Origin of the sequence: Ralstonia soli (assembly GCF_023955655.1) — a bacterium.
Classification (GTDB): domain Bacteria; phylum Pseudomonadota; class Gammaproteobacteria; order Burkholderiales; family Burkholderiaceae; genus Ralstonia; species Ralstonia soli.
In genome coordinates this window covers 38,322-53,555 of sequence record NZ_JAMXHT010000011.1, presented here as the reverse complement: position 1 = coordinate 53,555, position 15,234 = coordinate 38,322, and the positions used below count along the sequence as shown (strand labels likewise).

At 64.6% G+C, this 15,234-nt stretch carries 11 protein-coding genes; 1 reads left to right on the top strand and 10 read right to left on the bottom strand.

Annotated features, from left to right (window positions below; translation table 11 throughout):
• Nucleotides 1–18 precede the first annotated feature (18 nt).
• The 6 genes from mlaE to NG900_RS24685 all read right to left on the bottom strand — a co-directional run bounded on the left by mlaE (nt 19) and on the right by NG900_RS24685 (nt 10,389).
• On the bottom strand, nt 19–786 hold the full coding sequence (mlaE, locus tag NG900_RS24710) for a lipid asymmetry maintenance ABC transporter permease subunit MlaE (RefSeq protein WP_252684719.1): 768 nt from the start codon (nt 784–786) through the stop codon (nt 19–21).
• Nucleotides 783–1,631, bottom strand: a complete 849-nt coding sequence (locus NG900_RS24705) for an ABC transporter ATP-binding protein (protein ID WP_252684717.1) — start codon at nt 1,629–1,631, stop codon at nt 783–785. The genes mlaE and NG900_RS24705 overlap by 4 nt, the downstream gene beginning before the upstream one ends.
• A gap of 244 nt (nt 1,632–1,875) precedes the next feature.
• On the bottom strand, nt 1,876–2,907 hold the full coding sequence (locus NG900_RS24700; RefSeq protein WP_252684715.1) for a tripartite tricarboxylate transporter substrate binding protein: 1,032 nt from the start codon (nt 2,905–2,907) through the stop codon (nt 1,876–1,878).
• Nucleotides 2,908–3,081: 174 nt separating this feature from the next.
• Nucleotides 3,082–4,545, bottom strand: a complete 1,464-nt coding sequence (locus NG900_RS24695) for a glutamate synthase subunit beta (protein WP_252684713.1) — start codon at nt 4,543–4,545, stop codon at nt 3,082–3,084.
• Nucleotides 4,546–4,670: 125 nt separating this feature from the next.
• The gene (locus tag NG900_RS24690; RefSeq protein WP_252684711.1) at nt 4,671–9,401 is read right to left on the bottom strand and encodes a glutamate synthase-related protein; all 4,731 of its coding nucleotides are present in this window, start codon (nt 9,399–9,401) and stop codon (nt 4,671–4,673) included.
• A gap of 262 nt (nt 9,402–9,663) precedes the next feature.
• On the bottom strand, nt 9,664–10,389 hold the full coding sequence (locus NG900_RS24685) for a transposase (protein ID WP_252684709.1): 726 nt from the start codon (nt 10,387–10,389) through the stop codon (nt 9,664–9,666).
• A gap of 245 nt (nt 10,390–10,634) precedes the next feature.
• On the opposite strand from NG900_RS24685, the gene NG900_RS24680 reads away from it, so the two are divergent.
• The gene (locus NG900_RS24680; protein WP_252684707.1) at nt 10,635–11,318 is read left to right on the top strand and encodes an OmpW/AlkL family protein; all 684 of its coding nucleotides are present in this window, start codon (nt 10,635–10,637) and stop codon (nt 11,316–11,318) included.
• Nucleotides 11,319–11,463: 145 nt separating this feature from the next.
• On the opposite strand, the gene NG900_RS24675 is transcribed toward NG900_RS24680, so the two are convergent.
• The 4 genes from NG900_RS24675 to NG900_RS24660 form a co-directional block, all read right to left on the bottom strand.
• The gene (locus NG900_RS24675) at nt 11,464–12,192 is read right to left on the bottom strand and encodes a carbonic anhydrase (protein WP_252684705.1); all 729 of its coding nucleotides are present in this window, start codon (nt 12,190–12,192) and stop codon (nt 11,464–11,466) included.
• 80 nt (nt 12,193–12,272) lie between these two features.
• Entirely contained in the window at nt 12,273–13,439 is a 1,167-nt protein-coding gene (locus tag NG900_RS24670) for a deoxyguanosinetriphosphate triphosphohydrolase (protein WP_252684703.1), read from the bottom strand.
• Between the two features lie 19 nt (nt 13,440–13,458).
• Nucleotides 13,459–14,565, bottom strand: a complete 1,107-nt coding sequence (aroB, locus tag NG900_RS24665; RefSeq protein ID WP_252684701.1) for a 3-dehydroquinate synthase — start codon at nt 14,563–14,565, stop codon at nt 13,459–13,461.
• Nucleotides 14,562–15,134 (bottom strand): shikimate kinase, encoded by a 573-nt coding sequence (locus NG900_RS24660; protein WP_252684699.1) that lies wholly within the window; start codon nt 15,132–15,134, stop codon nt 14,562–14,564. Before NG900_RS24660 ends, aroB begins: the two co-directional genes overlap by 4 nt.
• Nucleotides 15,135–15,234: the final 100 nt, after the last annotated feature.

Below are 15,234 nucleotides of genomic sequence, written 5' to 3'. Positions count from 1 at the left end.
CAGCCAGACGGCTTCTGTTTAGCTGAACATCAACGCGGTCAGCACGAAGTCCAGCGCCAGCACGGCCAGGGACGCGATCACCACCGTCCGCGTGGTGGCTCGCGACACGCCTTCGGGCGTCGCCTTGGCCTCGTAGCCCTGATACAGCGCGATGAAGGTCACGGCCACGCCAAACACGACACTCTTGATGACGCCGTTGACAACGTCGTCCATCACATCCACGCCGGCCTGCATCTGTGACCAGAACGCGCCGGCATCCACGCCGATCAGGCCGACGCCCACAAAGTATCCACCCAGAATACCCACCGCGCTGAAGATCGCCGCCAGCAGCGGCATGGCGATCAGGCCCGCCCAGAACCGCGGTGCCAGCACACGGGCCAGCGGGTCGACGGCCATCATTTCCATGGCGATCAGTTGTTCGCCGGCTTTCATGAGACCGATCTCGGCCGTGAGCGACGTACCGGCGCGGCCGGCAAACAGCAGCGCCGTCACCACCGGGCCCAGCTCGCGCACCAGCGACAGCGCTACCAGCAGGCCCAGCGCCTGCTCGGAACCATAGCGATTGAGCGTGTAGTAGCCCTGCAGCCCCAGCACGAAGCCGACGAACAGGCCCGAGACCGCGATGATGATGAACGAGTCGTTGCCGATGAAGCGCAGTTGCTCGACCATCAGGCGCGGACGGCGCAGCACATCACCCAAGGCGGCGAACAGGGCCAACAGCATGCGCGTCGCATAACCGAGGCGACCGATAAGCGTGCGGACGAGGAAGCCGATGGTGGAGATCATCGCCCACCTCCATTCGTCCCGTCCTTGCCCAGACCGAAGTCGTCAGCCAGCGGCACGCCCGGATAGTGGAACGGCACGGGGCCGTCCGCCTCACCGTGCACGAACTGGCGCACGAACGGGTCCGTCGAGGCGGTCAGCTCGGCCGGCGTGCCCTCGGCGGCAATGCCACCGTTGGCAATGAAGTAGACGTAGTCGGCAATGTGGAACGTCTCCTGCACATCGTGCGAGACGATGATGCTGGTCGCGCCCAGTGCGTCGTTCAGCTTGCGGATCAGCGAGGCGGTCAGGCCCAGCGAGATGGGGTCCAGCCCGGCGAACGGCTCGTCGTAGAGGATGAGCGACGGGTCCAGCGCGATCGCACGCGCGAGTGCCACGCGTCGCGCCATGCCGCCGGAAATCTCCGAAGGCATGAGGTCACGCGCACCGCGCAGCCCGACGGCGTTGAGCTTCATCAGGACGAGGTCGCGGATGAGCGGCTCCGGGAGTTCGGTGTGTTCGCGCAACGGAAATGCCACGTTGTCGAACACGGACATGTCGGTAAACAGCGCGCCGAACTGGAACAGCATGCCCATCTGGCGGCGTGCGGCGTACAGCGCACGCTTGTCCATGGCGCCGATGTCCTGGCCGTGCACGCGTACGGTGCCGGCGGCTGCGCCCACCTGCCCGCCGATCAGTCGCAGGATCGTGGTCTTGCCGCAACCCGAGCCGCCCATGACCGCCACCACGCTGCCCTTGGGCACTCGCATGCACAGGCCGGACAGGATGCGCCGCGCACCTGGCTGGTAGGCGAAGTCGACATGATCGAGTTCGACAACGGCGTTGGATGGCTGGGTGGGGGTGGACACGGCGGGTGGAGTTCGGTGCTGAGGGCTCGGCGGTTTGGTGACCGGTTGGCGGCTTTGTGCTGCCGCATCTTGTTGTCCTGACTTGCCGCGCCGGGTAAGCGCGGCCCGCCATTATAGGTGGAAACCCGCGTAGCCCGTCAGTCACGCAACCTTTACCGACAAAGAGTGTGGCTTGGGCGCCGCGCCCCACTGCGAGGGTCTTGCGGCTTGCTGAAGGGGATGCACAGTGGGACAGAGAAACGACTTATTCGCCGCTATCGAGCCGCAAGTCGGCCTCGCGGATCATGGCCTGCCAGTGAGTGGCATCGCGGCGCACTGTCTGGGCAAAAGCATCCGGAGCATCCCATTCGGGCTCGAACCCCCCAGCACGCAATGTGGCACGTACGTCGCTCGAAGAAACGGCGCGGCGCAGTTCGGCCGCCGCGCGCATCGAGAGCGGCCGCGGCGTGCGCGTGGGCATGAACGTGCCGATCCAAGCGCTGCGATCGAATCCGGCGAGGCCGCCTTCGCGCAACGTCGGCACGGTGGGCGCAAACCGCGAGCGTGCGCCACCCGTCACACCAAGCAACCGCAACTGGCCGTTGGCCACTGCGGCCGCGACACTCGGATAACAGGCGAAACATGCCGCCATGCGCCCCGCCAGCACCTGCTGCACGAGACCGGCCTCTCCGCGAACAGTCACATGCGGCGCGTGGAACGCGTACTCCCGCACGAACTGCGCGGCGACAAGATGCGACCACGTGCCGACAATGTCCGACCCGCAGTTGACGGTGACAGACTCGCCGCGCGCCTGAGCGAGCAACTCGGTAATGGAACGGATCGGCAAACGCGCATCGACAGCGAGAAACACGGGCAGCGTGGCCACCATCGCCACCGGCTGGAAGTCGCGCAGCGGATCGTAGGATGCCGACTCCAACGCTGGCTGAGCGACGAACGTGGTTTGCTGGAGCAGCCACGTGTGGCCATCGGACGGCGCCCGCGCGACGGCTTCGCCGGCGGCCATGCCGTTGGCGGCAGGACGGTCCTCGACGCCTACCGGGAGGCTGACCTGCTGTTGCAGTTGCGCTGCGAGGGCCCGAGCCAGCGCATCAAATGCGCTGCCCTCGGGCGCCGGCACGACCAGCCGCAGCGGCTGCGAGGGATACCCCAGCAACAACGCATGCGCCGGCGCGGCGAGCACTGCAGGCAGCATCCCAAGCCAGGCCATGGCCCGACGCCGTTGCCGATCGGGCACGTCGGGCACAGCTGCGGGCACGGCACGGACACTGGGTCGCATGAGGCGAGTCGGGGATCACGGGGAAGTCTCATTCTAGAAATCCACCGACCCGCCCTGCACTCATGTAAACCATGTCGATGTAAACCATGAGGCATAACTGCGGCGGCGCCAGAGCAGGCGCCAAAGAAAAAGGCCCGCCGAAGCGGGCCCTGAGTCAAACGGTCAACCGCGTGGTCAGCGCGGCAGTTCCGTATGGCCCATGAGAAACGCGTCCACCGAGCGGGCAGCCTGACGGCCTTCGCGGATGGCCCACACGACCAGCGACTGGCCGCGGCGCACATCGCCCGCAGCAAACACCTTCGGCACGTTCGTGGCGTAGGCGTTGTCACCCTCGGTGGAGGCACGCGCGTTGTTGCGCGCATCCTTGGTCACGCCGAAGGCATCCAGCACGCCGCCGACCGGGTTGGTAAAGCCCATCGCCAGCAGCACGAGGTCGGCCTTGAGCGTGAACTCGCTGCCTTCGACTTCGCTCATCTTGCCGTCCTTCCATTCCAGGCGGACCGCCTTGAGACCCGTCACGCGGCCGTTCTCGCCGATGAGTTCCTTGGTGGCAACCGACCAGTCGCGCTCGCAGCCCTCGTCATGCGACGACGACGTGCGCAGCTTGATCGGCCAGTACGGCCACACCAGCGGCTTGTTCTCTTCTTCGGGCGGACGCGGCAGCAGTTCGAACTGCGTGACCGATGCGGCGCCATGGCGGTTGGACGTACCCACGCAGTCCGAACCCGTGTCGCCACCGCCGATCACGATGACGTGCTTACCGTCGGCGCGGATCGGGTTCGGGGCGTCGCCGGCCACTTCCTTGTTCTGCGGGATCAGGAATTCGAGCGCGTAGTGCACGCCGTCCAGATCGCGGCCCGGCACCGGCAGATCGCGCGGCACTTCCGAGCCGCCCGTCAGCACGACGGCGTCGAACTGCTTGAGGACGTCGTCGGCGGAGATGACTTCGCGTGCGTCGTTGACGATGCCGGCCGGCACGGTCTTATCCCCCACCATCACACCGGTGCGGAACGTCACGCCTTCGGCTTCCATCTGCTGCATGCGACGGTCGATCTGCGCCTTTTCCAGCTTGAAGTCGGGGATGCCGTAACGCAGCAGGCCGCCGATGCGGTCGTTCTTTTCGAACAGCGTCACGTCATGGCCGGCGCGTGCCAGTTGCTGCGCAGCGGCCATGCCGGCGGGGCCGGAGCCGACCACGGCGACGGTCTTGCCAGTCTTGTGCTTCGGCACTTGCGGCGCGACCCAGCCCTCTTCCCAGGCCTTGTCGATGATGGCGTGCTCGATCGACTTGATGCCGACCGGCAGTTCATTGATGCCCAGCGTGCAAGCCGCTTCGCACGGTGCCGGGCAGATGCGGCCCGTGAACTCGGGGAAGTTGTTGGTCGAGTGCAGCACCTCGATCGCGGTCTTCCAGTCCTGGCGATACACCAGGTCGTTGAAGTCCGGGATGATGTTGTTGACCGGGCAGCCGTTGTTGCAGAACGGAATGCCGCAGTCCATGCAGCGTGCGCCCTGGATCTTGGCTTCGTTGTCCGCCAGTGCGAACACGAACTCCTTGTAATGCTTCACGCGCGCTTCGGGCGCTTCGTATGCCTCGTTCTGGCGGGGAAATTCGAGAAAACCGGTCGCCTTGCCCATGGTGTCCTTCCTGACCCGATGCGCTCGCGCATCAAGCCGTCTTATCAGTTGCGTTGTATTCGGTGGCGGCGGTTGGTTAGCCTAACCAACCGCCAAGTCGCTTGGATTGCGCTCAGGCCGCAGGATTAAGCTGCAATCTGTTCGCGGCCAGCTTCCTGCTCGCGTTCGTACATCTCGGCCAGTGCGCGCTTGTACTCGGTCGGGAAGACCTTGACGAAGCGGCGGCGCGCGTTGTTCCAATCGGCCAGCAGTTCCTTGGCGCGCTCGGAGCCGGTGTAGCGGAAGTGCTTTTCCACCAGCGCCTTGAGCAGTTGCTCGTCGAGCACGCGCTCGCCGCCCACCTTGTGCCAGGTTGCCGGCGTGTGCGCCTTCTCCTGGTCGGCGGCCGACAGCACTGACTCCAGTGCGACCTGCGCCGTATTGCAACGCTTGTCGAACAGGCCGTCCTCGTCGTAGACGTAAGCCACGCCGCCCGACATGCCTGCCGCGAAGTTGCGGCCGGTGGCGCCCAGCACGACCACAGTACCGCCGGTCATGTACTCGCAGCCGTGATCGCCGGTGCCCTCCACCACGGTGGTGGCGCCGGAGTTACGCACCGCAAAGCGCTCGCCGGCCACGCCGTTGAAGAACGCCTCACCCGCCAGCGCACCGTACAGCACGGTGTTGCCGACGATGATGTTGGACGTCGGCTCGCCACGGAACTCGTGCGGCGGACGCACGATCACGCGGCCGCCGGACAGGCCCTTGCCCACGTAGTCGTTGCCATCGCCCACCAGGTCCAGCGTCACGCCGTGCGCCAGGAACGCCGCGAACGACTGACCGGCCGTGCCCTGCATCTGCACGTGGATGGAATCATCCGGCAGACCCTCGTGGCCGTAGCGCTTGGCGACTTCGCCCGAGAGCATCGCGCCCACGGTGCGGTTGACGTTGCGTACCGGCTGGATGAACGAGACGCGCTCGCCCTTCTCCAGCGCAGCCTTGGCCTTCTCGATGAGCTGGTGATCCAGCGCGCGGTCCAGACCATGGTCTTGCACGTCGACCTGGTAGCACGACTCGCCTTCCTTCTTGGCCGGCTGGTAGAAGATGCGCGCGAAGTCCAGGCCGCGTGCCTTCCAATGTTCGATGCCGGCCTTGGTGTCGAGCAGGTCTGCGCGACCGATCAGTTCGTTGAACGAGCGGATGCCCAGCTGCGCCATGATCTCGCGCACTTCTTCGGCCACGAAGAAGAAGTAGTTCACCACGTGCTCTGGCTTACCCGAGAACTTCTTGCGCAGCACCGGATCCTGCGTCGCCACGCCCACCGGGCAGGTGTTCAGGTGGCACTTGCGCATCATGATGCAGCCCTCGACCACCAGCGGTGCGGTGGCGAAGCCAAACTCATCGGCACCCAGCAGTGCGCCGATCACGACGTCGCGGCCGGTCTTCATCTGACCGTCAGCTTGCACGCGGATGCGGTTGCGCAGGCCGTTGAGCATCAGCGTCTGCTGCGTCTCGGCCAGACCCAGTTCCCACGGCGTACCGGCATGCTTGATCGACGACCACGGCGAAGCACCGGTACCGCCATCATGACCAGCGATCACCACGTGATCCGCCTTGGCCTTGGCGACACCCGCAGCCACCGTGCCCACGCCCACTTCCGACACCAGCTTGACCGACACGTCCGATGCCGGGTTCACGTTCTTCAGGTCGTGGATCAGCTGCGCCAGATCTTCAATCGAGTAGATGTCGTGGTGCGGCGGCGGCGAGATCAGGCCCACGCCCGGCACGGCGTAACGCAGCTTGCCGATGTAGTCCGTGACCTTGTGGCCGGGCAGCTGACCGCCTTCGCCAGGCTTGGCGCCCTGGGCCATCTTGATCTGGATCTGATCAGCGGAGGCCAGGTACTCGGCCGTCACGCCAAAACGGCCCGACGCCACCTGCTTGATCTTCGAGCGCAGCGAATCGCCTTCCTGCAGCTCCAGATCGCGCTCGACCACTTCGCGGCCGATCACGTCCGACAGCTTGGTGCCCTGCTTGATGGGGATGCCGCGCAGTTCATTGCGATAACGACGCTCATCTTCACCGCCCTCACCCGTGTTCGACTTGCCGCCGATGCGGTTCATCGCCACGGCCAGCGTGGTGTGGGCTTCGGTCGAAATCGAACCGAGCGACATCGCGCCCGTAGCAAAGCGCTTGACGATTTCCTTGGCCGATTCCACTTCTTCCAGCGGAATGGCGCGCGCCGGCTCCACCTTGAACTCGAACAGGCCGCGCAGCGTCATGTGGCGCTTGCTCTGGTCGTTGATCAGGTTGGCGTATTCCTTGTACGTCTGGTACGAATTCGCGCGCGTGGCGTGCTGCAGCTTGGCGATCGAATCCGGGGTCCACATGTGCTCTTCGCCGCGGACGCGGTAGGCGTATTCGCCGCCGGCATCGAGCATGTTGGCCAGCACCGGCGCATCGCCAAAGGCGTCGCGGTGCAGGCGCAGGGCTTCTTCCGCCACTTCGAAGATGCCGATGCCGCCCACGTTCGATGCGGTGCCGTGGAAGTACTTGTCCACCAGCTCGCGCGACAGGCCGATCGCTTCGAAGATCTGCGCGCCGGTGTACGACATGTACGTCGAGATGCCCATCTTGGACATCACCTTGTGCAGGCCCTTGCCGATCGCCTTGGTGAAGTTGTAGACCGCCTTCTCGGGCGTCACGCCCAGGCCCGGCGCCAGTTCGGCCAGCGTTTCCATCGCCAGGTACGGGTGCACGGCTTCGGCGCCGTAGCCGGCCAGCAGCGCGAAGTGGTGCACTTCGCGGGCCGAACCCGTTTCGACAACCAGACCGGTGCTCGTGCGCAGACCCGCATCCACCAGGTGATGGTGGATGGCCGACGTGGCCAGCAGCGCCGGAATGGCAGCCTGCTTCTCGTCGACCGCGCGGTCCGACACGATCAGGATGTTGTAGCCCGACTTGACGGCGTCCACCGCCTCGGCGCACAGCGAGGCCAGGCGCGCTTCGATGCCTTCCTTACCCCACGCCACCGGGTAGCAGATGTTCAGCTCGTAAGCCATGAACTTGCCGCCGGTGTAGTGCTCGATGTTGCGGATCTTCGCCATGTCCTTGAAGTCCAGCACGGGCTGGCTCACTTCAAGGCGCATCGGCGGGTTGATGTTGTTCAGCTCGAGCAGGTTCGGCTTCGGCCCGATGAACGAGACGAGCGACATCACCACGTTTTCGCGGATCGGGTCGATCGGCGGGTTCGTGACCTGCGCGAAGAGCTGCTTGAAGTAGTTGTACAGCGGCTTGTTCTTGCTCGACAGCACGGCCAGCGGGCTGTCGTTACCCATGGAGCCGGCGGCTTCTTCGCCGTTGGCGGCCATCGGCGTCATCAGAAACTTGACGTCTTCCTGCGTGTAGCCGAACGACTGCTGGCGGTCCAGCAGCTTGGCGGCCGGCTTGGTCTCGGCGGCCACGTCTTCCGGCTTGGCTTCGAGCTCGTCGAGCTTGATGCGCACGGCGTCGATCCAGCTCTTGTACGGCTTGGCGTTGGCCAGGTTGTCCTTGAGCTCCTTGTCGTCGATGATGCGGCCTTGCTCCATGTCGATCAGGAACATCTTGCCCGGCTGCAGGCGCCACTTCTTGACGATGCGCGATTCGGGAATCGGCAGCACACCCGCTTCGGACGCCATCACGACCATGTCGTCGTCGGTCACGTAGTAGCGTGCGGGACGCAGGCCGTTACGGTCGAGCGTTGCGCCGATCTGGCGGCCATCGGTAAAGCAGATGGCGGCGGGGCCGTCCCACGGCTCCATCATCGCGGCGTGGTACTCGTAGAAGGCGCGGCGGTTGTCGTCCATCAGCGTGTGCTGTTCCCACGCTTCCGGAATCATCATCATCATCGCCTGGGCCAGCGGGTAGCCGGCCATCGTCAGCAGTTCGAGGCAGTTGTCGAACGATGCCGTATCCGATTGGCCCGGGTAGATCAGCGGCCACAGCTTGTGCAGGTCGTCGCCCAGCACCGGCGACGAGATGCCGCCCGTGCGTGCGTTGATCCAGTTGACGTTGCCCTTGACCGTGTTGATTTCACCGTTGTGCGCGACCATGCGGTACGGGTGCGCCAGTTCCCAGGCCGGGAACGTGTTGGTCGAGAAACGCTGGTGCACCAGCGCCAGGGCCGACACCGTACGCGGGTCAGCCAAGTCTTGGTAGTAGCGACCGACCTGTTCGCACAGCAGCAGGCCCTTGTAGACGATCGTGCGCGCCGACATCGACGGCACGAAGTATTCCTTGCCATGCTTGAGCTTGAGTGCCTGGATGGCGTGGCTGGCGGTCTTGCGGATCACGTACAGCTTCCGCTCCAGCGCGTCGGTGGTCATGATGTCGCGGCCGCGACCGATGAAGATCTGGCGGATCACCGGCTCGGTCTTCTGCACCGTGGGCGACATCGGCATGGTCTTGTCGACCGGCACATCGCGCCAGCCCAGCACGACCTGGCCTTCCAGGCGCACGGTGCGCTCGAGCTCCTGCTCGCAAGCCAGGCGCGAGGCGTGTTCCTTCGGCAGGAAGATCATGCCGACGCCGTATTCACCGGCCGGAGGCAGGTTCACGCCCTGCTTGGCCATTTCTTCACGGAAGAACTGGTCGGGAATCTGCAGCAGGATGCCCGCGCCGTCGCCCATCAGCGGGTCGGCACCGACAGCGCCGCGATGATCGAGGTTGTGCAGGATGCGCAGACCCTGCTGGACGATCTCGTGGCTCTTCTTGCCCTTGATATGAGCGACGAAGCCAACGCCACAAGCGTCGTGTTCATTGGTCGGGTCGTACAGACCCTGGGCCGACGGGGTCGACGAGGTCGACGGCGCGATGGGGAAGGATTGTTGTTCCACGGCGATCTTCCGATGTTATCGGTACGACACGCCGTAGAAAGCCCTCGCGGTGGTGCGGATGCAGGCAAAAACAACCAATGGCGCGCCGCACCATGAATGCGGGGTGGAACGAATATAAAAGAGCGTTCCGTAACACGCAAAAGGTTTTAAATGGGGTCGGAGTAAATTAAGAAATGCACGCTTGCGGTGCGGGTATTTATTTGGGGACAGATTAAATTGACCCGCAGTGCACCGCCTTCGCGCGCCCGGCGCACCTATCTTGCTACTCGACGGGGAGTTGCCCCTCCGCCACCGTTTCTGCGGCTTGGCGAGGAGGCCGTCCTTTCGGCAGAGGCGCGACGCGGCGCCCGCCGGCGCGCGCCAGCGTGGTGAGGAAAGCGTCGTTCCCCAAGGGCCAACCGCTGTGCACATGCTGGCGGATCTGGGCGAGCTGGTCCGAACCCAACCCTTCGTGCCAAAGCGTTCGATAGCGCGATTGACGCTCGAATGGCGTGTTGCCCAGCCGCCAATAACAGTAGTGGTCACTCACCCACGGAATGGATTGAATACCGACGTGGTGACGGTATGTGCTCCAGCGGTCCTCTTCCGGCGTGGCCACAACCCCAGCCCGCACAGCGTTGGATTCCACATACAGCAGCATCGGAAGCACCCATTCAACCGGGTCCAGCACCGTCGAGCGAAAACGCCCTTCCCAGAGCGTGCCGCTACGGTCCGCTGCGGCGTTGAAGTACCGCGTATAGCGCCGCCCCACCGCCTGCAGCGTACGGGAGAGGCTATCGGCCACTTTGGGCGTCCCAACCAGGTGCACATGATTCGGCATCAACGCAAAGGCGTGGATGGCGAAATCGTGCTCGCGGGCGGCCATGCGCAGGGTATCTAGGTAGAACGCGTAGTCGTCGTCGCCGCGAAACACGGCTTGCCGGTTGTTGCCGCGCTGCAACACGTGCACGGGAACATCGACGGGACTAAGGCGAGGCAGGCGAGCCATGTGGAAAACCGGGTGCAAAGCACCTATCGTAGCCTGCGCAGGCGGAATCTGTCCCCAATTTTTGCCAAGCAAACGGTTGCTGGGCGGTTGCCCCGACGCAACGCAGAGTTTGCGCGGCGTCAAATCGGTGGCCACGTGCGTCATCGGCGACGGGGTGAACTTGATCCGGAGCAAATCGGCAGGATGGCTTCCCCGCGAGACTGGCTCCCATCACATCAAAAGACGACACAAGAGGGAGCAAATTCATGGCAATTCTCCGCCTAGCCGCCGTAGCGGCAGCCACCGGAATCCTTACCGCAGGTTTGAGCCAGACCGCCTTTGCGCAGAGTGCGGATCTGGCGCCGGCCACGGGCAATTGGATGGTGCGTCTGCGCGCCGTCAACCTGACCGCGGCCAACAAGTCCGACCCGGTGCCCGCGCTGGCCATTCCGGCCGATGCCATCCAGATCAACAACAAGGTCCTGCCCGAGCTGGACATCTCGTACTTCTTCACGCCGAACATCGCGGCCGAGCTGATCCTGACTTACCCGCAACAGCAGGACGTGACGGTCATGCAAAGCGCGCTGGGTGGCCCGACCAAGATCGGTAGTTTCCGCCACCTGCCGCCGATCCTGACGCTGCAGTACCACTTCACGCCCCCGTCGCAGCTACCGCGCTTCAAGCCGTACGTGGGCGCAGGTATCAACTACACGCACATCTCGAACGTGGACTTGCAGGTGCCGGGCGTCGGCCAGCTCGATCTGAGCAGGAACAGCTTCGGCCCCGCGCTGCAGGCCGGCTTCGATTACCGCCTGACCGAGCACCTCTATTTCAACGTCGACCTGAAGAAAACGTGGATCAGCGCCGACGTAAAGATGGGCGGCCAGACCATCAGCAAGGTCAAGGTCGACCCGTGGCTCCTGGGCGTGGGCCTGGGCTATCGCTTTTAAGGGAGGCGATCAGCGAACTGACACTGTCCTGATCGACTTTACCGACGTGCCGCAGGGGCCGTCGACGGCGGGGGCGCTCGTCGGCGGTGGTTGGCGCGTTCGGCCCGGCATGCGTTGGGGCGGCCGGGCATTTTTTTTTGGGCGCTTACTTTTTGAGCGCGACCGGATCGAACTGCGTGACGACGCGGCCATCGAGCGGCTGAGGCTGGCGGAAGTTGTCGGCGTAGAAACTGCGCAGCGCATCGAGCTGATCGGGCGACGCCGTGATCGGCTGCTTGAGCACGTACCACTCAACGTTTTCGGTGAGCGGCGGCGTGGTCAGCGAACCGAGGTAATGGTAGTAGACGTCGCTTCGGGGCAGCAGCTTGCCGGGGATGATCACGTCGGGCACCGCATGCGCCTCGCCCTTGCGTGCGACCTTGAGCACGGCATCCAGTACGGGATTAGCCTCACCCGGCACGAGCATCACGCCAATCACCGCCATGCGGCCGTCTTTTGCCGTGTGGACCAGATGCACTTCGGCCGGATACCAGCGCCCGTCGATGGTGTGTTCGCTGTGCGCGTGGAAATGGAACTGGCGCAGCATGAAGTGGCGGCCGCGGATCTTCACGTCGCCGCCGGGCACGTTCACCTGCAGTGCGTGGCCCGTGTCGACCACCGTGGCCTTGACCTCGCCGTAATGCGAGCGAATGACGTCGGGCTCGTCGTCGTCCGCCGCAACCGTATCGGCCGTGCGGATGTCGATGGGCGACTGGAAAGCATCATGCACCGCGTGCCATTCGGCCTGGTGCTGATAGTCAAAATGATCCGCCGGGCTGGCGGCATGTGCGTTGACCGCCGAGGCGATCAACAACGGCAGGAGAAGACGGCGCATGAGATGAGCGGAATGACAGATTGGCTGTCATCGTAGGGGCCGCCCCATGCCCGGTCACTCAGAACAGTCCGATATCCAGCTCAAACCGCATCGACGGCAAAGATGCGGCGATGCTCCTTGATGGCGTACCGGTCTGTCATGCCGGCGATGTAGTGCGCGATCCAGCGCGGCTGCTCATCAGGGTTGGCCGTGGCCTGGTACTGCGGCGGCAGCAGGCGTGGATCGTCCAGGAACGCGCCAAAGAGGTCGTCAATAATGCGGCGCGCCTTCGCGGCCATACGCATCACGAGGTAATGGCGGTAGAGATTGTCGAACAGGAAGCGCTTGAGCACGCGCGCCTCTTCGCGCATCGGCTCGGAGAACGCTACCAGCGGCGGCGCAGCACGCACGTCGTCGATGCTCTGCGGTGCAGCCTCGGCAATCCCGGCACGCGTGGTGCCGATCAGGTCGACGATCAGCGCGTTGATGATGCGGCGGATGGTTTCGTTGATCAGGCGTCGGCCGCCCGCATTCGGAAATGCCGATTCGGCTTCACGGCGCTGGATGGCCCACAGCGGCACGTCTTCCAGTTGCTCCAGCGTGATCAGGCCGGAGCGCAGGCCATCGTCGATATCGTGGTTGTTGTAGGCCACCTCATCGGCGAGATTGGCCAACTGCGCCTCCATGGACGGCTGCTGCCCTTCGAGAAAGCGCCGCCCCAGGTCGCCCAGCGTGGCCGCGTTGTTGCGCGAGCAATGCTTGAGGATGCCCTCGCGCGTCTCGAACGTCAGGTTCAGGCCGTCGAACCCGCCGTAGCGCTCTTCCAGCCGATCGACCACCAGCAGGCTCTGCAGGTTGTGCTCAAAGCCACCGTACGGCTTCATGCAGTCGTTGAGCGCATCCTGCCCCGCGTGCCCGAACGGCGTGTGGCCCAGATCGTGCGCCAGCGAGATCGCCTCGACCAAGTCTTCGTTCAGGCGCAGACTGCGCGCGATCGAGCGGGCGATCTGCGCGACTTCCAGGCTGTGCGTGAGGCGCGTGCGGAACAGGTCGCCCTCGTGGTTCACGAAGACCTGCGTCTTGTATTCGAGCCGGCGGAACGCGGTGCTGTGGACGATGCGGTCGCGGTCGCGCTGGAACTCGGTGCGGGAGGTGGATGGCGGCTCGGCATGCACGCGGCCGCGCGTCTGCGCCGCATGCGCGGCGTAGGGAGCGAGATGGCCCTCGAGGTCGAACGGCGCAGGGGTCACATCAAGGCGATCGTTCATCGGGCCATCTCTTCTGGCGTCAGGCGACGGGCGCCTCGGTGGGTGGTCGCAGCACGGCGTGCTGCAGGGTGGCACGCAGATCGGCGTCGGGCACGGTGGTCACAAACGCCTGGCCCAGCTTGCGCAGCAGCACAAACTTCATCTCGCCGGCCTCGGCCTTCTTGTCCACGCGCATCAACTCGATGAAGCGCTCGACACCCAGGTCGGGCGCCACGGTCGGCAGGTTGGCCGCGCGCGTGAGGGCGGTGATGCGGTTGCGCGTGTCGATGTCGATGAAGCCCAGGCGATGCGACAGATCGGCCGCCATCACCATGCCACAGCCGACGGCTTCACCATGCAGCCATTCGCCGTAGCCCAGGCCGGCCTCGATGGCATGGCCGAAGGTGTGTCCGAAGTTGAGGGTGGCGCGCAGGCCGGTTTCACGCTCATCCTGCGCCACCACTGCAGCTTTGATGCGCACCGAGCCCCGCACAGCTTCAGCCATCAGATCGGTATCGCAGTTGTTCAGGCCAGCGATGTTCTGCTCGATCCAGGCGAAGTAATCGGCATCCGCAATCGCACCGTGCTTGATGACCTCGGCCATGCCGGCGGCGAGCTCACGCGCAGGCAAGGTGCGCAGCGTGTCGATATCGGCCAGCACCGCCTGCGGCTGGTGAAACGCACCGATCATGTTCTTGCCCAGCGGGTGGTTGATGCCCGTCTTGCCGCCCACCGACGAATCGACCTGCGACAGCAGCGTCGTCGGCACCTGGATGAACGGCACGCCGCGCATGTAGCAGGCGGCGGCAAAGCCGGTCATGTCGCCGATCACGCCGCCGCCCAGGGCGACGAGCGTGGTCTTGCGGTCGGCGCCCGCGGTCAGCAGCGCGTCGAAGATGCGGTTGAGCGTTTCCCACTTCTTGAACGATTCGCCATCGGGCAGCACGACCGTGTCGACGGCCTTGCCGAGCGAACGGATGGCCCCCTCGACCTTGGCCGCATACAGCGGTGCAACGGTCTCGTTGGTGACGATGACGGCACGCGCGCCGCGAATATGGGGAGCAAACAACTCAGCCTTGGACAGCAGCCCCGACCCGATATGGATCGGATAGGCGCGGTCGCCAAGGTCGACATCAACGGTAATCATGACTGGCGGGAGACTTGCGAGGGGGTGGGAGAACCCGCGGGCGGCGCCACAATGCCGGCCACCTCGAGTTGCATCAGCACCATATTAACAAGCTGGGCGACGGTGGGCTTGCCGGTTTCGATGACAAAGTGCGCCACGTCGCGGTACAGCGGATCGCGGATCGCATGGAGCTCTTCAAGCCTGGCACGCGGGTTTTCGGTCTGCAGAAGCGGCCGGTTCTTATCGTGGCGTGTACGTAGATACAAATCATGCGGATTGGCGCGCAGGTAGATGACGGTGCCGCGCTCGCGCAGGAACGCCCGGTTCTCGGGGCGCAGCACCGCGCCGCCGCCGGTCGCCACGACCACGCCATTACGCGCGGTAAGCTCGTCGACCACGTGGGTTTCCCGATCACGGAAACCCTTTTCGCCCTCGTGCTCGAAGATGACGGGTATGCGAACGCCGCAGCGCGCTTCGATCTCGTGGTCGGAATCAAAGAACGGCAGGTCAAGCCGACGCGCCACCGCCCGGCCGACGGTGGTCTTGCCCGCGCCCATCAGGCCGACGAAAAAAACGTTGGAAACAGACAAAATCGCGTGAAATCAGGAAGTTGTGCCTGATTGTAGTGGCATTTGCCCATCATCCTGCACAAACCCGGCCGCAGGACACAAAAAAGCCCGGCACTCCACA

Coding starts and splice junctions, on each gene's coding strand:
- mlaE (WP_252684719.1), bottom strand. CDS start 786: ATGATCTCCACCATCGGCTTCCTCGTCCGCACGCTTATCGGTCGCCTC.
- NG900_RS24700 (WP_252684715.1), bottom strand. CDS start 2,907: ATGCGACCCAGTGTCCGTGCCGTGCCCGCAGCTGTGCCCGACGTGCCC.
- NG900_RS24695 (WP_252684713.1), bottom strand. CDS start 4,545: ATGGGCAAGGCGACCGGTTTTCTCGAATTTCCCCGCCAGAACGAGGCA.
- NG900_RS24685 (WP_252684709.1), bottom strand. CDS start 10,389: ATGGCTCGCCTGCCTCGCCTTAGTCCCGTCGATGTTCCCGTGCACGTG.
- NG900_RS24680 (WP_252684707.1), top strand. CDS start 10,635: ATGGCAATTCTCCGCCTAGCCGCCGTAGCGGCAGCCACCGGAATCCTT.
- NG900_RS24675 (WP_252684705.1), bottom strand. CDS start 12,192: ATGCGCCGTCTTCTCCTGCCGTTGTTGATCGCCTCGGCGGTCAACGCA.
- NG900_RS24670 (WP_252684703.1), bottom strand. CDS start 13,439: ATGAACGATCGCCTTGATGTGACCCCTGCGCCGTTCGACCTCGAGGGC.
- aroB (WP_252684701.1), bottom strand. CDS start 14,565: ATGATTACCGTTGATGTCGACCTTGGCGACCGCGCCTATCCGATCCAT.